The sequence below is a fragment of the Peribacillus sp. NPDC056705 genome, assembly GCF_043656335.1.
On sequence record NZ_JBHTYI010000008.1, the window covers coordinates 26,837 to 45,777 of the forward strand.

Sequence of the window (18,941 nt, forward strand, 5' to 3'; positions counted from 1 at the left end):
AAAATAGGGGGGAGCTTTCATGCTGCTGATGGAAAAAGTGTCCATGCTGACGCGTCAAAACGAAACCTTTGCTTTAGCCATGATTATTGAATCAAAGGGCTCGACTCCCAGGCATGTTGGAAAAATGATTGTCTACCGGGATGGTACCATTGAAGGGACTGTCGGAGGGGGCTTGGCTGAACACTATGTGATCGAAGATAGTTTAAAGGCAATCCAAAATGGCCAATCTAAAATCGTTGAATATAAATTGAATAAAAATGCAAAAGATGGAATTCAGATGAATTGTGGCGGCACGTTACGGGTTTTTATTGAAGTCTATACAAGCAGGCCTGAACTCATTCTGGCTGGGGCCGGTCATTTAGGCCATGCGTTGGCAAAGCTCGCTGATTTCCTCGAATATCCTTATTGCATTGTCGATGATCGCGTTGGTTATTGTACGAAGGAACGCTTTCCTAATGCGACAAACCTTTTCGTTAACGAGGATATTGGAAAGGCTTTGCTCGCAGCCAATCTAAATGAAAAGTCATATGTGGTAATTGTTACAAAAGATTGTGATGATATTGTATTAAAAACGGCACTGCAATTTCCGATTGCATATGCTGGGATGGTCGCCAGTAAACGCAAGGTCATAAGCATATTTGAAAAGTTAAAAAGTGAAGGAGTCACGCAAGAAAAGTTGGAGCAGGTCCATTCTCCAATCGGATTGGAAATTGGCTCGGAAACATCAGAAGAAATTGCCATCAGTATTATCGGACAAATCATCAAAGTAAGCAAAGAAAAAAAGCCTGTAAAAGTGAAACAATTAAATAGATAAGTAGAAAGGTATAACACCTGAGGCAGATAAAGCTAAAATCAAAATGTTTAATAGACAATGGGGTCAGTCCCCGCTGTATTAAAGTATTAACTCAATGGGACTGACCTTTTTTCATAGGTAAAAGCTAGTAGCTGGCTCTTGCTCATCAGAGTGGGCTTTTTGTCGTTTTGATTCATTCATTTAATATGCATTGAAGAAGTTCCTGGATTTAGCGTAATTACTAATTTTATGAAACGAAGCATAACCCTTCCAAAAGGGTTTTGGAGGGTTATTTATCATAAGGAAAATGAAATTTTCAGAAAAAGATATTGACATCCCATTAGCTGGTTTAGCTGAAGATCAGAGCTGTTTTTAAGGCAGCTTTTTCTTATGCAACTATAGGTGCAGGATAGTGATATAATTAAAAACAACTTTTATACATTTGAGTTTTAATCTTAAAATAATTGGAGGATTTAGGATGTCAATAATAGATCATTTTATATAACGTAGTTTATTACTAATTAGAGGGCCTCCTAATAGAAATACGTATTAGAAATTAAATATTTAGGAGGAGAAAAAATGCGTTCAGAAAAAGAAATGATGGAATTGATATTACGAGTCGCCGAGAAAGATGAGAGAGTACGAGCTGTTGCAATGAATGGTTCTCGAACGAATTTTAATGTACCTAAAGATACTTTCAGAGATTATGATATTGTTTATCTTGTATCTGACTTTCAATCGTTTCTAATCAATCCTGATTGGGTAAATGTTTTTGGGAAAAGAATGATAATGCAAACACCAGAAGATATGGCAATGTTTCCACCTGAATTGGGTGGGAGATTCACCTATCTAATGTTATTTGAGGATGGTAATAGAATTGATTTAATGTTGATTCCGATTGAGGAAAAAGATATTTATTGCTCTGAAGATGGATTAACAGTTATTTTATTAGATAAAGATGGGGATATGCCTAAGCTTTCTGAACCAACAGATAAAAATTACTGGGTAAAAAAGCCTTCTGCTGAATTTTTTGCTGATTGTTGTAATGAATTTTGGTGGGTTTCAACTTATGTAGCAAAAGGGCTATGGAGACAAGAAATACTTTACGCTTATGACCACTTAAATAGTGTAAGGGAAATGTTAATAACCATACTTGAGTGGAAAGTTGGTATAGAAACCAATTTTTCATTGAGTGTGGGAAAAAACAGTAAGTACTTAAAGTGCTACCTTGATAACGACATTTGGGAAAGATTGATGAAAACATATCCTAATGGAGATTACGACCAAGTTTGGAATTCGTTGTTTGAAACAATTGACTTGTTTGAGCAAGTAGCTATTGAAGTAGCTAATATTCTCGAATATCAATACCCTTCTGAAGATGCGAATAAGGTAAAACAATACCTTACTAAAAATTAAACCCAATATTTGTGAAGGTATCCACTTCACTAAAAGAAAAAGGAGAGTGCATAGTATAAATGGCTATTATGTACTCTCCTTTATTTATTAAGGTTTTTTATAATTAGGTCTAGAAAACTTCAGCTCGGTTATGAAGCCACCGTCCTCGAAGGGTTGCCAAAACAAGTAGTCCACTGTGCGGTAAAAATGGCGCAATAGTTGAAAATCGTTATAAGCTGTCTGTAGCACTTTTTCGAATCGGAGAAAACATTTTATTCATAATAGTGAATAAATGAACCACTCTCCAGATGTAGTCCCCATCCTTCATAAAAGCGTTGGGTACGTTTGTTATCATTTGCAGTAACTCTCGAAATATAAGCATATACTTTTAAAAATGCACAAGGGGTTTATTATGATACTTATGGAATTACTGAAGGATAGTATCTTTAGGGGGAAAGTCTATGCAAACTTTGGAAAAATCAGTAATCGATGTTGGTATCAAACACCTGGTTCAGAAACGGATAGACCTATTCTAGGTGTAGTAATCTTTGAAAACGTAAGCGTTTTCCATTGTAGTGACAATGGGATGGATGGCATGTGTGGCTGTCATAATATCTGGCGTAGGCGGGGCCGATATCGGAAGAGGACTTATAGGAAATATCCTTTTTTAGCTGAATAAAATCATACATAAACCATAAAAGTGAAAGACGATAAACCCCTTGACTCCCAAGGGGTTTATTTTGATGTAACTGAGAACAGCATGGCTAAGTTTCGTCGGAAAAACCAATAAAAAAGTAAAAAAACAATCGCTCCCTTTAAAGGAACAGCAACCATCTTCTATTAGCTGGCTTTAGTTGAAGAAGATTTGTTCCGCAACTCTCAAGTTATGACACTTAAAAGTTTAAATTCACCTCCTACAATCCCTTCAAAGCCGTCAATTTCATCTTTTGAATTCCCAGACCATTGCTAATCCTAAGCCAAACAACTATACCGCCTCTAGCAAAATAAATAAAAAACCATTTTCAAGAAAGGTTAGTTAGTTAATAGCATATGTTTTAGTGAAAGGATGTGATTGAATTATGGATCGGCGGAAATGGGGCGTTGGAGCATTAGTATTCGTTGGCTGCATGTTTCTTGGTGGAGGATTGGGCGCGTTGTTAGGGAGTTCCCAAATCGGATGGATGTTAGGAATGGGTGTTGGATTTCTTGGGATGGCTTTAACAAGACTAATTGGAAAATAATCGAACGGGCTTTCTCCTTCCAGTAGATAAGGCAATTTGCATTAAGTAATTACTTACATACTAGCCCACAAGCAGTAATCGTACTCATGCAAAGCCACTCTCTAACAGAAAGTGGCTCTTTTTGTTTGTAGTTAATTGTCCACATAATACTGGGAGGCAAATAGAAATATAGAGCCTACATAACGATTGCAAAGTTATGTCGGCTTATTGATTAAAACACGCTACGTACTAATCCACCGTCTATTCGTAATGCTGATCCATTAATAGCTGAAGAAAGTGGACTGCTTAAGAAAGTAACAAGGTGTCCAATTTCTTCGGGACGAATAAATCTTTCAATAATAGACGTTGGGCGATTTTCTTTCATAAATCGTTTTTCAGCTTCTTCTATGCTTAATTGTTCATTTGGATAAAGACTTTTTAGCATCGTCTCTACACCTTCTGTTAGAGTTGAGCCAGGCATAACTGTATTAACAGTGACATTTGTGCCTTTACATAACTCAGCTAAACTACGGGAAATTGACAATTGCATGGTTTTTGTTGCACTATAATGAGCCATTTCCTGAGAAGGCATAATAGCTGCTTCACTTGCAATAAAGATGATTCTTCCCTCTTTTTTTTGTATCATTTTTTTGAGGTAAGAGCGGGTTAATCGAACTCCACTCATGATGTTCACTTCAAATAATCGAAACCAATCTTCATCTGGTATATCAAAGTATTCAATGGGCTCAAAAATGCCAAGATTATTAATCAGAATATCTACTTCTGGATATTGTTCAATCATCTGTTGACATCCTTGTTCCGTTCCTAAATCATGAATAGCAGGTTGGAGAATGGCTTGAGGATATTGTGTTTGAATTTCTTTAATTGCTTGATGTACCTTTTCTTCCCGTCGTCCGTTAATAAGAACAGTGGCTCCCTCTGCTACTAATGTAAGCGCGCTAGAGCCTTGCCAATACAGCTGTCGATCCCGTGACAAGGGCTGTTTTTCCTTTTAAACTCAATTTCATCTAATTTCCTCCTATTTATATAAAACAAAACTGTTGGTTAGAAAGAGAAGGAGGTAAAAAGTAAACACATCTTGTTACTAGTTTAGATAAATCGCCTGTTATTATTCAGATAGGAGAGACAAATTGAATGCGTCTATCTCCTTCCACCTTATTTAAAAATCAAAATTGTCAGGGACTGGCCCTGCACGGTGGTTTTGATTCATTTTCTATAATGCGATGTTCTTTTGTTGATTTTGGAATGGTAATATGGGTTGTTAAGGAATAGACCGGAAGAGGCTGGCGACGGGTCGTTCCATCGCAAATGCCGAAATCAATCATTGGGACTGAAGTGATTAAACCGGTAACAGAGGCAGGAAAAATTGTCATTGCTTCTGGAGGCGGAGGCATTCCGGTGGTGAAACATGATGATGGGCAGACGGTTGGGATTGAAGCCGTAATTGACAAGGACCGAAGCGGATTTAAGCTCGCACAGGAAGTCGATACAGGTGTATTTATGATCCTAACCGATGTCGACGCGGCACTAAAAGGAGAACTTGGAACAAGAATTGTAAACAAGGAACTAATGAGACAATATCATAAGAGAATCGATGCCAGTCAATGCTCGTGTACATTTGTCGATGTATAGTGTATAGTAGATTTTCCAAGTTAGCCAATCGTTTTATAGAATTGAAAGAGCCGTGGCTTGTGTAAGCTGCGGCTTTTGTTCGCTTGGCAGTGCATCGCTCTATGGATGAAGGTCCCTAACATAATTTGAAATGATAGCTGATAGGTAGTGCAAGTATCCAAACCTGAAGAAAAGAAGTGAATTAAATGGCTGAGCCCTTAAAGGATCTATATAATGAAACGTTCATTCGTGATTTCGGTGAAAAAGTAAAGCGGGTCCATCCGTCCTTCACTACTGAATCGTTTGTAGAAGAAGTGATTGACGAGGATTGGGACGAGAGGAAGTTAAAAGAACGAATTAGACATATTTCGATTACCCTTGGAAAGCATCTTCCAAGTGATTATCACGAGGCTTTGGATATTTTATATCGAATGGATAAGGATTGTGAAGGGTTTAGATATTTATTTTTCCCGGACTTTGTCGAGGTACATGGATTGAATAAGAAAGATTGGCCATTATCGCTAGATGCGTTGGAGCGTTTTACTGCAAGGTCATCCTCCGAATTTGCCATCCGTGCTTTTATCTTGCGTGATCCCGTTTTAATGATAGAGAGGATGAAGGAATGGACCAATCATGGTGATGAGCATGTCCGCAGGCTGGCAAGTGAAGGATGCCGGCCAAGGTTACCATGGGGGCAAGCTTTACCGATGTTCAAATCCGATCCGGCACCGGTCTTGGAAGTACTAGAGAACCTGAAAAACGACCCGTCCCTATATGTTCGCAAAAGTGTGGCCAATAACTTGAATGATATTGCCAAAGATCATCCTAAAACAGTAATAGAAACTGCCAAGCGCTGGCATGAAAGCGGAGAGCCCAATACGATTTGGATTGTCCGACGGGGATGCAGGACTCTAGTTCGTCAAGGAGATCCAGAAGTCCTTTCATTATTTGGATACATGGATGTATTGAATGATCCGAATATCATTACAAACGCATTTATAAGAAATGAAGCTGACTCGATTTATATTGGGGAAACCAGTGAGCTTCATTTCGGGTTTCAAGTGCATACTGAGAAGACAGCGAAACTTCGCATTGAGTATGCCATCGATTTCGTAAAAGCCAATCAGAAAACGTCCCGGAAAATTTTCCTTTTGGCAGATAGGGATTTCTCGAATGGTGAAAGAGTTGAAAGAGTGAGGATTCACAATTGGAAAGACTTGACGACCCGTCGACATTATATGGGAATCCATCGAATAACACTCCTTGTGAACGGAGTCGAGGTTTCAGAAACGCATATCAAACTAAACGCTGAAGGATAACGGAACTTAAAAAGTATGGAAGTCCTTGATTAGTTACAGGAGTACCAGTACTTATAACTAACAAAAACGAGGAGTCCAGAGTTCCTCGTTTTTAATTCTTTCATGAAAGTGAAACATTGCAAATAACACATTAAAAATCAATCAAATCCAAAAAGTTGGATAGCTCCGATTGCTGCGCAAATTATTAATGAACAATGGTAAAACGATTATCACGGAACCAATTAACACAGGCGTAAATAAATAGCTCCAGCTATAATGACCTAGCATAACAACAAGTGGGTCTGCCCCTGCTGGCGGGTGCGTCGTTTTTGTCAGCATCATGACGGCAAATGCTAAACCCGCAGCCAAGCCGATCGCCCAAGGCTCATCGCCAAAAAAATGATAGGAGGCTAAACCTACGGATGTTGAAACGAAATGGCCGCCAATAATATTTCGTGGCTGTGATAACGGCGCGTTCCACAGACCGAACGCCAGTACACAGCTGGCACCAAATGGAGCCATTAACCACACTGCTGAAGTTATTTTTGTTAAAAGAATTAAAGCGAATATAGTTGAAAATCCCCAATCAGTCCCGTTATTGCGTCCTTAACATTTATCTGTAAAGGGCTTCTTCCTTTTCCCTTCATCTTCGTTAAATAACGTAGGTGAAAAAAACGTTTTTCTTTTTCCTTGCTACTGCTATACGGTCCAATGAACCCACTCCTTTTTATATAAGGCACCTTTCGTAAAGATTGTTGTTTTTAAAAACTAAACGATTTAAGGTTGATTGGAGCGCAAGTGCGAGACTCCTGCGGGAGCAGCGGGACAGGTGAGACCCCACAGGCGTTTACGCCGAGGAGGCTCACCGCCCGCCCCGCGGAAAGCGAGCATCTGGAGGGGAAATCAACCACACCACATTACTTGGTAAATAGCAACAAAGTATGCGGAAACTGCCTTATATAATTAGACTTTACACGAAACAAACTAACCTGTAAAAATAGTTTCTAGTGGTTATTTTAAAAATCCATAAAAAGCCAACTTATATAATAAGTTGGAACTTCATTCATCATCAGATTTTCGGTGTTGAAATCGGGCAACCTTTTTTCTATTCCCGCATATTTTCATTGAACACCACTTGCGTCTTCCGCTTTCATCGATAAATAACACGACGCAATCATCATTCGAGCATCACTTTAGTGATGACAGCTTATTTTCTTCGATTAATGTTAATGTGTCAAAAGCAATATAAGATAGCAGGATATCTTCCGCTTCTCCAACAGGTATGGGAACAAGTCTTTGATCCATTAATTTATAAGTGAAAGGTGATTTTTCGATTTTACTTTCTAAAAAAGCGATAAACTCATCAGGAATCATATTTCCATCTGCAATTAACTCAAATTGTTTTCTTAAAATAGTACGCATTTCTATAATGCCTACAAATAACTGCTGAATTCTCTCTTTAATTTTAAAGAATAGCTGATTATCCCAATATGAGTTTTTCCCTATTATTGCAGCAAGCAAGTCCAACACATCCCGATCTGAAAGTAATATGTCTTGCCGTTGACCTCGACTGACTAGTTCCGTGTTCACTAAGTCCAGAGAAAGATTACCTGATATAAGTGGAAATTTATTAATTTCAGACATATGTTCATCACTCATTTTTCTGTTAAATGCTAACCTTTAAAATATTGATTTAGAGGTTATGTCAACATAATACCCTATTTCGGGATTTTTCAGCTAGTTATTCATGTTAAGAACCCCATAGCCAATCATCTTACATGAGAGATTGTTGATGTTATCAAACATCCATATTAGCAATAACAGTATAGTAAATGAAATCACATGATAATCAATCCTATTAAAGTGAGGGAAAAAGCTCTTGACACAACCTGTACGTACAGGATAATATGAAAGCGTATACAGAACCTATACGTACAGGTTATAAAAACAACTATATTTTGCTTTCTAGGGAAAGGAAGTAGTGAAATGGGTAAATACACAGAACCAGCAACGGATTTGCTTCAACATGTCGGAGGGAAAGAGAATATTGCTACGGTTACGCATTGTGCGACAAGAATGCGTTTTGCTTTGAAAGATCCCTCCAAGGCAGATGTAACGAATATCGAATCGATTAAGCTTGTGAAAGGAACGTTTACACAAGCTGGCCAGTTCCAGGTCATAATCGGGAACGAGGTATCATCGTTTTATAATGAATTCGTTTCCATAGCTGGACTTCAGGAAGCGTCAAAAGAAGATGTGAAAAATGCAGCTAAACAGAATATGAGCTGGCTGCAGCGTATGATTGCCCATCTTGCGGATATTTTCACCCCGCTGATTCCTGCCATTGTCGTTGGCGGACTCATTCTTGGATTCCGCAATATCATCGGCGATATTAAAATGTTCGATGATAGCACAAAGACCCTTGTGGATATTTCCCAATTTTGGGCAGGGGTCCATGCCTTCCTTTGGCTGATAGGTGAAGCTATTTTTCATTTTCTTCCTGTTGGGATTACATGGTCGATCTCGAAGAAAATGGGCACGACTCAAATTCTCGGCATCGTCCTTGGTTTGACCCTGGTTTCCCCACAACTTCTTAATGCATATGCAGTGGCAAACACAAAGGCAAGTGACATACCTTTTTGGGATTTCGGTTTTGCCCAGGTCGACATGATCGGCTATCAGGCTCAAGTCATCCCAGCGATACTTGCAGGGTTCGTCTTGGCATATTTAGAACGGTTCTTGAGAGATAAAGTGCATAATTCCATTTCCATGATCGTCGTTCCATTTTTCGCTTTACTTCCAACTGTTATCATTGCCCACACCATTTTGGGGCCTTTAGGCTGGAAAATCGGTTCTGTGATTTCTACGGTTGTATATTCCGGATTGAATTCATCAGTTGGCTGGCTATTTGCTGCAGTTTTCGGCTTTGCTTATGCACCGCTTGTCATCACGGGACTGCATCACATGACAAATGCAATCGATCTTCAGCTCATGAGTGAACTTGGCGGTACGAACCTATGGCCGATGATCGCATTATCCAATATTGCACAGGGAACGGCAGTGCTTGCGATGATTTACATCAACAGAAAGGACCAGGAGGAAAGACAAGTTTCCATCCCCGCTACGATTTCATGTTATCTAGGTGTAACCGAGCCAGCCATGTTCGGGATTAACCTGAAATACGGCTTTCCGTTCTTAGCCGGTATGATCGGTTCACTTTTCGCAGGCATCGTTTCAGTCGGATCTGGAGTAATGGCTAATTCCATCGGTGTTGGGGGGATTCCGGGTATTCTATCCATCCAGCCACAGCACATGGGAATGTTTGCACTCGCGATGTTGGTTGCTTTCGTTGTGCCATTCATTTTGACTATTGCATTTTCCAAACGTCCTAAAATGAATTTGAAAACAAGAACGAAAACAACGAAATTAAATGCTTAATAACGCGGAGGGGGAGCATTCTCCCTCTTTTTTAACATACTGGCAAAAGAGACATCAGGGATAGCAGAGGAGGAATCATAATGAAGGATTTTAAAAAAAGTACCATCTATCAAATTTATCCGAAGTCATTTAAGGATTCGAACGGTGACGGCATCGGGGACATAAATGGTGTTATTGAAAAACTTGATTATCTGAATGAACTGGGAGTGGATTATATTTGGCTGACCCCTTTTTATCGTTCCCCTCAGAATGATAATGGATATGATGTAGCGGATTATACATCCATTGATCCTGTTTTCGGGACGATGGATGATTTCGAAAGATTGGTGAAGGAAGCTAATTCGCGGGATATCCAAATCATGTTGGATATGGTATTCAACCATACATCAACAGAGCATGAATGGTTCCAAAAAGCATTGTCTGGAGATAAAGAATATAAGGACTATTATATTTTCAAGAAATCGAAAGATGGAGAGCCCCCTACCAATTGGATTTCGAAATTCGGAGGCCCTGCATGGGAATATGTAGCGGAACATGATGAATACTACCTTCACTTGTTCGATCGGACCCAAGCTGATCTTAACTGGGAAAATCCCAGAGTAAGGCAGGAAATCTTCAATGTAGTTAACTTCTGGATGGATAAAGGTGTCAAAGGCTTCCGTTTGGATGTGATCAATCTTATTTCGAAACCCGACTTCTATGAAAATGACGATGATGGAGATGGACGCTGCTTTTATACAGATGGTCCCAAAATTCATCAATTCCTTAAAGAGATGCATGAAGAAACATTTGGGAAGGATGTAGAGGTGATGACTGTAGGGGAAATGTCATCGACGACCATTGACCATTGCATCAAATATTCATCTCCAGTTGAAAAGGAGCTGTCCATGGTATTCAGTTTCCATCATCTAAAGGTGGATTATAAAGATGGGGAAAAGTGGTCAGTGGCAGATTTTGACTTCAGGCAGTTAAAGGAAATCCTAAGCAGCTGGCAGTATGGGATGCAAGAAGGAAATGGATGGAATGCCCTGTTCTGGTGCAACCATGACCAGCCGAGGATCGTATCCAGGTTTGGGAATGATCAAGAGTATCATAAGGAATCTGCCAAGATGCTGGCAACATCCATTCATATGCTTAGGGGAACCCCTTATATTTATCAAGGGGAGGAAATAGGAATGACCAACCCGAAATTCAATGATATTGGTCAATATCGGGATGTGGAATCGATTAATTATTATAATATTTTAAAAATGGCAGGCAAGGATGAACAGGATATAATCGAAATTCTTCAGGCTAAATCCCGTGATAATTCTCGAACTCCCATGCAGTGGGAAGATACGGAGCACGCAGGCTTTACAAAAGTGACGCCATGGATTTCAGTGCCTGATAATGCTAAGATAATCAACGCAGAACACGCACTAAAGGATCAGGATTCCATTTTTCATCATTACCAAAAACTTATATTCTTACGCAAGAAACATGATATCATTGCATATGGGGACTACCAGGAAATTCTTGGCGGCCATGACCAATTGTTCGCTTATGTTCGCAGTTATGAAGACGAGAAACTTTTGGTCATCAATAACTTTTATGCAAAGGAAGCGTCCTTCGAGATCCCAAAAGATATGGACCTATTCGGATACAACTCGGAGCTCTTGCTCTCAAACTATATCGATTCGAAAGAAATTGAAGGTGATTTTATCCTTCGACCCTATGAATCGGTTGTCTATTTGTTGAAAAAGGACAAGTAGCAGACTAAGAAAATATATTGTGGTGATGAAATGAACAGCAAGTATCTATCGCTATATAGTGATATCGTTTCAAAAATTGAAGAAGGAACCTTTCCGACAAATTCCAAGCTTCCTTCCGAAAGCAGCTTCATGGAAGAGTATGGCTTATCCAGGGATACTGTGAGAAAGTCATTACAGTTGCTTGAACAAAATGGATATATCCATAAAATCAAAGGCAAGGGTTCATTTGTCTTGGATTTCAGCAAATTTAATTTTCCTGTAGCAGGGTTGATTTCCTATAAAGAAATGGTGGAAAAGTTGAATTTGCACTCCAAAACGATCATCCATAAGTTGGAGCTTGAGAGCCCTGACGCTAACATGGCCAAGCTTCTGGACTTAACGGATGGTGGTAAAGTGTGGAAAGTGTTTCGGGTACGGCAAATCAACGGCAAGAAAATCATACTGGATAAAGACTATTTCAAAAGCGAGTTCGTAACCAACCTGACGAAGGAAATTTGCGAGGATTCGATTTATGGATATATCGAAAAGGGACTCGGACTCCAGATCGGTTTTTCCAATAAGGAAATTACCGTGGAGCCATGCAGTGAAGAAGATAGACAATTATTGGACATTGAAGACTTCGATATGGTGGCAGTGGTGAAAAGTACGGTTCATTTAATCGATGGAAGTTTGTTTCAGTATAGTGAATCCAGGCATAGACCCGATAAATTCAAGTTCACGGACTTTGCACGAAGAACCTGGTGAATGCTAAAGGTATTTGATGAATGGCAGTCTAAGGATGAAATGAAAAAACAATTAGATTGCCAAGGAAAACGCTGTGGAATTATATGGGAGGACTGGACTGATTCATGAAAGGTCAGCTCTAGTCAAAAGGAGAAGGTCGCCGTGGCGGCCTTTTTTTAATGCTGTTAATGTATCGTGTTATTCTTATAGACATCGAATTGGACTCTTTCTATTTGGCTGTTTTCGTATTAGATTGTTGATATTGGAATCAAACTATTTATTCGAATAATGGATTATACAGGAGGGCATTCAACAATGTGGTTAGATATTTATCAGGATTTTTCAGTCCTTACTCCAAAACAACATTTAAAGCTCTTTAATGCTATTAAAGAAGATTTGTTCCCTGAGCAGGAAAAGGACGAGATACTGCTGTCGAGTTGGACAAGGTGAGAGGAAGCCATACCGACACCTCTGCTTTGCACTGATACAGCCACTTACTTTAAGAAAATCGCGATAATGAAGGTTCTTCAGCATGAACCTATTAACGTAATTAAGAAGGTCTATGTAAGAAAAGATATTATCATATCCAGCACGTAAATGGCTACCACAAACGTTAAAAAAAGCAGATGGACCGTTTTCAAGGAGTGGCCACTAAGTACATTGATAATTACCTTTTCTGGCACTAATTTCTTGAGTTGAATAAAAAAGTGCCTTTTCAAGGACGCCTAAAAGATTTGCTTCTCATTTCCTGTCAAATGGGTGTATTTTACAACCGTTTTCAAGTTTTTATCGGAACTTGTATATATAAATCTTTTCTGCAAAAAAACATACAATCAGACCGATAATTAGTGGAACCAACGAACCAGCTGAAATGAAGAAGCCGTTTCCGTTCTCGGTATATTCGTGATGGAACATTAACCAAGGAATAGTAAACATATGACCAACCAGATAAAGCATTCCTGTCGTCAATACAAATGAACCAAAGGTAACTATGAAGCTCTTTAATTTCATCTAAACACCTCCTAATTAGATATTAACAGACCTTTCAGTTATTTCTAATATTATACAATTCATTTTTCTAATAGCAACAATCTTTTAGAAAAGAGCCTTTTATTTTTAAACGAGCGGGGGAGAGGAAGATCATCAAACCATTAGTTTGACGATCCTTCTGCTTGTTTGTGAGTATGGGAAGCATTTAGTAACGCCACTCCACCAATGATTAATACTAAGCCACCTAATGTAGTGATACTAAATGGCTCACTCCATAATAGTACGCCAATTAATGCTGTTAAAGCTGTGCCTATTCCGGACCAAATGGCATAAGCCAAGCTTAACGGAATTGTTTTAAGACATATAGATAAGCTATAAAATGCAATTCCAAATCCTATTATAACCCCAAGTGAAGCGAATAAATGCGTGAATCCTTCAGACAACTTAAGCATGGTCGTACCAAAGACTTCGCTAAAGATGGATATTCCTAAAGCCATGTATCCTTTCATACTATTACCTCCGATTACTAAATTGTTAATTGCCTCCACTTGAGAGTTTCAAAACCACCACTCCTCCAATGATCAGGACTAAACCTAAAAATTTTTTCATGTTAAAGCTTTCTTTATAAACGATAACTCCGACTAAAGCAGTTAAAGCTGTGCCTATTCCCGACCAAATGGCATAAGCCGTTCCAAGCGGTATGGTTATTAATGATAACGATAGGCAATAAAAAGCCAAACCCATTCCAATTACCACACCTATGGAAGGGAATAACCTTTTAAACCCGTTTGATAATTTTAACATCGAACTGCCAAACACTTCACTTAGGATGGCTATTGCCAAAAATGCATAAGGATTCAAGATGGACTCCTCCTAAATATTGATCTATTTTTTCAATCACTTCCCCAAGAATCTTATCATCTAAAGGACTCATATAAAACTAATACTGCCTATGGTCAGTTTCATATTTACTGTCATTGCAGTACAGGCTCAATATTAGGCTGAAGGTGATGCAATAAGCCGCTTCTTCGGACCTGATAGCAACATATAAGTAGGGCTAACAGGATCGTCTTTAAAACAAACACTATCTCACTGTATTCAAGGCTGATTGAAGGTAATTATCCGAATGTATCAGGGTTGCTGCCCCAAGATTTGAAAACGGTCATCAACATGGATACCAATGCACTATTAAAGGGTATTGATAGGGCCTGCCTTTTTGCAAGTGAATGGAGAAATAACAATGTTCATTTAGAAATCTTGGATAATAGTAAGCTAAGGATATCTTCTAACTCATCGGAATTAGGGAAGATAGAAGAAACGCAAAGCATCAAGGCAATCAGAGGTGATGCGGGGTTAAGTATATCACTGGATGGAAGTTTTTTATTGGATGCCTTAAAAGCGATAAAAGAAAAAGAGGTAAAGCTAAGTTTTGGTGGTCCAATGAAACCTATCTTCATCTAATTTCACCAGTGAGAACATACTCAAGCGCAAAGACTGTAGGAAACGAATAACAGGGGTGAATCGCCAACCGGTAACAGCGGATTAATGAAATGACTTAAGACCGCCAATAAGTCGGATTTATCCTTACTGAGTTTATTGATGTGAAATGAGGCCATGCGCAATTCCATTTCATCCATGGCGATTTGTACAAGAGACTTGAGAATATCCTACTCTGCTTTTGTAATCGAACGCGGCTTATAATCAATGATGCACATCTGGGTAACAGAATTCTTTTAATAAGAACGTCAGGAAAAAGCGAATGTAAGATTATGTATTTATCAGTCGTATTGCCTTGCTTGAGTACTGTTGGAAGATTCTCTTTAAAATAATTTATTTTAAAATAAACCACGGTAGAATATATGGTATAAATATGACCCTATAATAGCTAAATACTCACGATTCGTTTTTCAGTAGTGATTATTCTCCTATATCCAGTAAGGGACCCACCAAGTACAATACCTGAGCATTTAAGCCAATGGGTCTTCATTTTATAACATGGAAAAATAAAAAGATGGAATAAAATAAGAAAGGGGGAGAACAAGTCATACATATGACTTGTTCTCCTTTTTGTTCCGCCACTTCAATCATACAGTAAGGTCGAAACTGCTGCTGGGTAGTTCAATTATCGCATCAAGCTTTTCTTATGAATGCAATTTGACTAAGAAGTATGCCTTTTTCCAAATGCAAAACTAATACAATAACTGCTAAAATGCATTATTTTCATGTGCTCTGATTGTTCTTCTTTATCTAAATAACAATCCAAACATTCTATTTCCTTTTAGAAACAAACTATTAACCTGTTACACGATTATATATCTTTCATATAGTACTATTTCTTTTAATAGAAAGGGTGAAGAAAGAGTGCAATCACCTTGTATCTTAGAATTTGATGGTCAATTCTTCTTAGTCACTGAAATTGATGATGTAGCGCTACACTTAGAATCCGTATTTCCGCTCTATTGGCATCAACTTTAATAGGATTAGGATTCCCAGTCTGCGGCGAATAAGTCAATTTCCTGGTATTTCCAGATATCCCACTTCAATATTGCTAGTGCATATTCACAGGTTATAGAAGGGGGATAATTATGATTGTTAGTCAAACCTGGGATCATGAAGTAATTGCAAAATTAAATCAAAAGGTTCATAATCTGCATGCAAAACTTTATCCGAGGTATTTTAAGGAAAATAATTATTGTTCAATGAAAGAAACTTTCGAGAGGTTGGTAAAAAATAATAGTTTTGTTTTTTTAGTTTTAAAAGATCATGAAGAACCAATCGGTTACGCATGGATTGAAATTAAAAACTATCCAGAAAGTGCTTTTAAAAATAAGTATAAATCAGTATATGTGCATCAGCTTAGTATCGCTGAAGGTCAAACCCAAAAAGGTTACGGTAAAAAACTAAAAAGCTAATGAACGAGGTCTATGAAATGGCCAAAAAGAACGATATAGATTTAATTGAACTGGATTATTGGTGTGAAAACATTGCTGCAAAAGAGTTTTATAAGAAACAAAGCTTTAAAATGTATAGGGAATTTGCATTTAGACAGTTGTAAATCCTTTGAATGTCAATTTCAAAAGTTGATGGAATGAATATAAACCCCGAATCGGGGTTTTTAATTAATATCTTAACATTCTCCTCGAAAGACTGGGGGGTTGAGGAACTCCACAAACAAAGCTTTGGCTATAACACTCTTTCACGATAGTTCGGGTATGCGGTATATATGTTGTGAAATGTTTATTCACGGTAGTTGTATGTGTTGGATGAAAAACTGGAATCACGTTGTTAATGACATTAGTTTTAACATTTTGCTTTGTCGGGGAGATTTGAGGTGGATTATACTGAGTAGGCATTCCGTGAGACGGGAAGTATTGTGGTGGACATTGACCGCCTTTCGGATGCCCCCAGGGCTTATTATACATTTAAACACCTCCTGGATTTTTTTGAGAGTCATTGTTAGTTTATGAAAAAAATTGATAAAGGGACTGGTATAGATGCCTTTATCAAAAGTTCATATACATATTAAAATTTTCGATCAATAAAAAAATGAATAAACATTAATTTAAACGAATTTGGTTAATTGCTTGGCGAACAAATGACTTGTGTCTTTTCCTCCAGCTATTTTCCTTGTTTTTTTCCAAGCCCCATTCAGGAAATTTAGATAACCGTAACGCGGCAAATAATTGCCAGAAGGGTAAGTTTGTAAAATTCAACTCCGGCATCATGGATTTATATTGATGGGTGAAGTCATCCATCGCTTGCATTCCAAAATGATATGAAATTTCGAGTTGACTATTGGCAAGGTCAGCCAAAGGGTCCCCTAAGCCTGAGTCTTCCCAATCAATTATGGAAACTAGTTTATCCTCTTTCCATAATATATTTCCTGGCCAATAATCACCATGAAGGATCACTTTTTTATTCATGGAGGGTAATGGCGTGGAAGATTTTAACAAATCTCTAATCATGCTTAGATTTAATGTTTCTTCCAAGAGTACCCTTTCTTTATTATTTAACATCTCAATATATGTATTTTCTACTTTAGGCAGGAATGATAAAGATAGATCCGCACAATCAACACGATGGATTTTTGCTAGATTGATTGCCAATTGTAAGATATGATCATTAAGATTTGAGGGGGCGAATTCTGACCTACCCTCAATAAACTCGAGAAGTATGCATGGCTTGGAAAATATCTCGCAGGATTGCTCAAGGTAATATGGCGTCGGTACAGGCAAACCGGCAGCTTTCAATATCCCTAAGAGCTGGTGTTCATCTGCTGCAATATTCGGATTCCGTTTCAAGTCATTATCACCATGCTGACGAACGATCATTTTTACGATCCGCCCAGACGATTGTAATAGTTCAAGTCCTGTCACCTGTGCAGAAATACCGCCATTTAATTCCCATGCGCGAATTAGCTTGTTTCCTTGATCAAACTTTTGAACCAATCGTTCAAACTTTTCATATTCGTTCATCATATGTCATCTCCTAATCCCGTTCATTGTTAAGGAATTTAAGTTCACATTTTCCGATAACTTTCGCGAAAAATTCAAAGGCCTCATTGCTGCAAATTCAATAAATGAAACCAATAGCTTGTTACAGTAATTTAAACAAGTGAGGTGTGCTGAAAATGAAAATTGAAAAATATAAAGTGGATACACCAAAAGGGACGTTACAATATCATATTACTGAAATCGGAAAGCCAAATAAAGTTTTTTAACGGTGGTGCTGGATCGATAGAAGGTTGGATGAAAATCCTCCCGGCAATTTCGGAATCTGCATCAGTATTTTCCTATTATCGTTTTGATGTTGCTGGCAGCGATAAACCGAAGGAAAACCAAGACGGGATAAATATTGTTAATATTTAAGCCCCCGTAGTTATTGGTGGGTATATTTTTGGAAAGGCAGGCGAGATGAAGAATACTATATCTTTTAAAACTTCTTTAATCCGATAGTTATATGTACAAGCATTTGTCCATGCTTAACATAAGGTTAATAGAGGTGATAGAAATGGTGAAAGTATTTATCGATCCCGGCCATGGAGGTACGGATCCAGGCTCGGTGGGGAATGGATTAAGAGAAAAGGATTTAACTTTATCCATTGCAACTCGAATTAAAGATATCTTATTAATAGAATATAATAACGTTTATGTGAAAATGAGCAGGACCCAAGATACGTACCCCTCCTTAAACGATCGTACGAATGCAGCGAACGCGTGGGGAGCTGACTTTTATCTCTCCATCCACATAAATTCCGGCGGCGGAACCGGGTACGAGGATTACATCTATACGTCCACTAACCAGGTCACGAAAACGTATCAAGATCATATTCATTCAGAGGTCATGAAGCTTATCAACATCCAAGACAGAGGACAAAAAACAGGAGATTTACATGTACTTCGTGAAACGGACATGCCTGCACTCCTGTCTGAAAATGGATTTATCGATAATGTCAATGACGCAGCCAAATTGAAAACGGCTTCCTTTATCGAATCACTCGCTCGCGGACATGTAAACGGTTTAGTTAAATGCTTCAATCTTATAAAGAAAAGTATAGCTGTATACCACACTGTCGTTAGTGGGGATACCGCATACTCCTTAAGCATCGCTTATGGCAGTACGGTTCAGCAAATTAAAGATTGGAACGGTCTTGACAGTCAGTACAACATTACCGTAAACCAGAAGTTACGGGTTAAATGAA

The 18,941-nt window shown here is 38.4% G+C and carries 16 protein-coding genes and 7 pseudogenes; 14 read left to right on the top strand and 9 right to left on the bottom strand.

All coding sequences use genetic code 11. The features are described 5' to 3' along the window. The first annotated feature begins 19 nt into the window (after positions 1 to 19). From ACFRAK_RS12605 to ACFRAK_RS12615, 3 genes are all read left to right on the top strand, one after another. Entirely contained in the window at positions 20 to 814 is a 795-nt protein-coding gene (locus ACFRAK_RS12605; RefSeq protein ID WP_394571813.1) for an XdhC family protein, read from the top strand. Positions 815 to 1,372: 558 nt separating this feature from the next. Beyond that, positions 1,373 to 2,209, top strand: coding sequence for an aminoglycoside 6-adenylyltransferase (locus tag ACFRAK_RS12610; RefSeq protein WP_387707688.1), 837 nt, complete (start codon positions 1,373 to 1,375; stop codon positions 2,207 to 2,209). A 1,058-nt stretch (positions 2,210 to 3,267) separates the two neighbouring features. Continuing rightward, positions 3,268 to 3,429: a hypothetical protein gene (locus tag ACFRAK_RS12615; RefSeq protein WP_387595284.1), complete on the top strand. Its 162-nt coding sequence runs from the start codon at positions 3,268 to 3,270 to the stop codon at positions 3,427 to 3,429. A 211-nt stretch (positions 3,430 to 3,640) separates the two neighbouring features. Here ACFRAK_RS12615 and ACFRAK_RS12620 read toward each other — a convergent pair. Beyond that, a pseudogene (locus ACFRAK_RS12620) lies at positions 3,641 to 4,436 on the bottom strand (SDR family NAD(P)-dependent oxidoreductase). A 152-nt stretch (positions 4,437 to 4,588) separates the two neighbouring features. Beyond that, positions 4,589 to 4,682, bottom strand: a pseudogene (locus tag ACFRAK_RS12625) (aldo/keto reductase); the annotation flags it as partial. Positions 4,683 to 4,704: 22 nt separating this feature from the next. Between ACFRAK_RS12625 and ACFRAK_RS12630 the strand changes: the two are divergent. Further along, a pseudogene (locus ACFRAK_RS12630) lies at positions 4,705 to 4,947 on the top strand (carbamate kinase); the annotation flags it as partial. A gap of 299 nt (positions 4,948 to 5,246) precedes the next feature. Continuing rightward, positions 5,247 to 6,359, top strand: a complete 1,113-nt coding sequence (locus ACFRAK_RS12635; protein ID WP_394571814.1) for a DNA alkylation repair protein — start codon at positions 5,247 to 5,249, stop codon at positions 6,357 to 6,359. Positions 6,360 to 6,500: 141 nt separating this feature from the next. On the opposite strand, the pseudogene ACFRAK_RS12640 reads toward ACFRAK_RS12635, so the two are convergent. Next, positions 6,501 to 7,051, bottom strand: a pseudogene (locus tag ACFRAK_RS12640) (HPP family protein). A gap of 346 nt (positions 7,052 to 7,397) precedes the next feature. Continuing rightward, positions 7,398 to 7,982 (bottom strand): annotated as a pseudogene (locus ACFRAK_RS12645) (CGNR zinc finger domain-containing protein). A 342-nt stretch (positions 7,983 to 8,324) separates the two neighbouring features. Here ACFRAK_RS12645 and treP point away from each other — a divergent pair. The 5 genes and pseudogenes from treP to ACFRAK_RS12670 all read left to right on the top strand — a co-directional run. Then, positions 8,325 to 9,776, top strand: coding sequence for a PTS system trehalose-specific EIIBC component (gene treP / locus ACFRAK_RS12650; protein ID WP_260287509.1), 1,452 nt, complete (start codon positions 8,325 to 8,327; stop codon positions 9,774 to 9,776). 80 nt (positions 9,777 to 9,856) lie between these two features. Continuing rightward, on the top strand, positions 9,857 to 11,527 hold the full coding sequence (gene treC, locus ACFRAK_RS12655; RefSeq protein ID WP_394571815.1) for an alpha,alpha-phosphotrehalase: 1,671 nt from the start codon (positions 9,857 to 9,859) through the stop codon (positions 11,525 to 11,527). A gap of 30 nt (positions 11,528 to 11,557) precedes the next feature. Continuing rightward, a complete protein-coding gene (treR, locus tag ACFRAK_RS12660; protein WP_387595293.1) occupies positions 11,558 to 12,271 on the top strand; it encodes a trehalose operon repressor in 714 nt (237 codons plus the stop codon). 294 nt (positions 12,272 to 12,565) lie between these two features. Continuing rightward, positions 12,566 to 12,700 carry a hypothetical protein gene (locus ACFRAK_RS12665; protein WP_387595296.1) on the top strand — a complete coding sequence of 45 codons (135 nt, stop codon included), beginning with the start codon at positions 12,566 to 12,568 and terminating at the stop codon, positions 12,698 to 12,700. Next, positions 12,658 to 13,095 (top strand): annotated as a pseudogene (locus ACFRAK_RS12670) (hypothetical protein); the annotation flags it as partial. The gene ACFRAK_RS12665 and the pseudogene ACFRAK_RS12670, both read left to right, overlap by 43 nt. On the opposite strand, the gene ACFRAK_RS12675 reads toward ACFRAK_RS12670, so the two are convergent. The 3 genes from ACFRAK_RS12675 to ACFRAK_RS12685 all read right to left on the bottom strand — a co-directional run bounded on the left by ACFRAK_RS12675 (position 13,037) and on the right by ACFRAK_RS12685 (position 14,101). After that, positions 13,037 to 13,261, bottom strand: coding sequence for a hypothetical protein (locus ACFRAK_RS12675; RefSeq protein WP_387595298.1), 225 nt, complete (start codon positions 13,259 to 13,261; stop codon positions 13,037 to 13,039). The pseudogene ACFRAK_RS12670 and the gene ACFRAK_RS12675 sit on opposite strands and share 59 nt — an antisense overlap. A gap of 140 nt (positions 13,262 to 13,401) precedes the next feature. Beyond that, positions 13,402 to 13,749, bottom strand: a complete 348-nt coding sequence (locus ACFRAK_RS12680) for a DMT family transporter (RefSeq protein ID WP_387595301.1) — start codon at positions 13,747 to 13,749, stop codon at positions 13,402 to 13,404. Positions 13,750 to 13,774: 25 nt separating this feature from the next. Continuing rightward, positions 13,775 to 14,101 carry a DMT family transporter gene (locus tag ACFRAK_RS12685; RefSeq protein ID WP_394571816.1) on the bottom strand — a complete coding sequence of 109 codons (327 nt, stop codon included), beginning with the start codon at positions 14,099 to 14,101 and terminating at the stop codon, positions 13,775 to 13,777. Between the two features lie 222 nt (positions 14,102 to 14,323). On the opposite strand from ACFRAK_RS12685, the pseudogene ACFRAK_RS12690 reads away from it, so the two are divergent. The 3 genes and pseudogenes from ACFRAK_RS12690 to ACFRAK_RS12700 all read left to right on the top strand — a co-directional run. Continuing rightward, positions 14,324 to 14,701: pseudogene (locus ACFRAK_RS12690) on the top strand (DNA polymerase III subunit beta); the annotation flags it as partial. A gap of 1,124 nt (positions 14,702 to 15,825) precedes the next feature. Further along, a complete protein-coding gene (locus ACFRAK_RS12695) occupies positions 15,826 to 16,152 on the top strand; it encodes a GNAT family N-acetyltransferase (RefSeq protein ID WP_394571817.1) in 327 nt (108 codons plus the stop codon). 17 nt (positions 16,153 to 16,169) lie between these two features. After that, positions 16,170 to 16,295: a hypothetical protein gene (locus ACFRAK_RS12700; RefSeq protein ID WP_387595309.1), complete on the top strand. Its 126-nt coding sequence runs from the start codon at positions 16,170 to 16,172 to the stop codon at positions 16,293 to 16,295. Positions 16,296 to 16,359: 64 nt separating this feature from the next. On the opposite strand, the gene ACFRAK_RS12705 is transcribed toward ACFRAK_RS12700, so the two are convergent. Both ACFRAK_RS12705 and ACFRAK_RS12710 read right to left on the bottom strand, forming a co-directional pair. Beyond that, a complete protein-coding gene (locus ACFRAK_RS12705; RefSeq protein ID WP_387595312.1) occupies positions 16,360 to 16,662 on the bottom strand; it encodes a CotD family spore coat protein in 303 nt (100 codons plus the stop codon). Positions 16,663 to 16,797: 135 nt separating this feature from the next. Continuing rightward, entirely contained in the window at positions 16,798 to 17,718 is a 921-nt protein-coding gene (locus tag ACFRAK_RS12710) for an aminoglycoside phosphotransferase family protein (protein ID WP_394571818.1), read from the bottom strand. Positions 17,719 to 18,250: 532 nt separating this feature from the next. On the opposite strand from ACFRAK_RS12710, the gene ACFRAK_RS12715 reads away from it, so the two are divergent. Continuing rightward, the gene (locus ACFRAK_RS12715) at positions 18,251 to 18,940 is read left to right on the top strand and encodes an N-acetylmuramoyl-L-alanine amidase family protein (protein ID WP_394571819.1); all 690 of its coding nucleotides are present in this window, start codon (positions 18,251 to 18,253) and stop codon (positions 18,938 to 18,940) included. The last annotated feature ends 1 nt before the right edge of the window (position 18,941 follow it).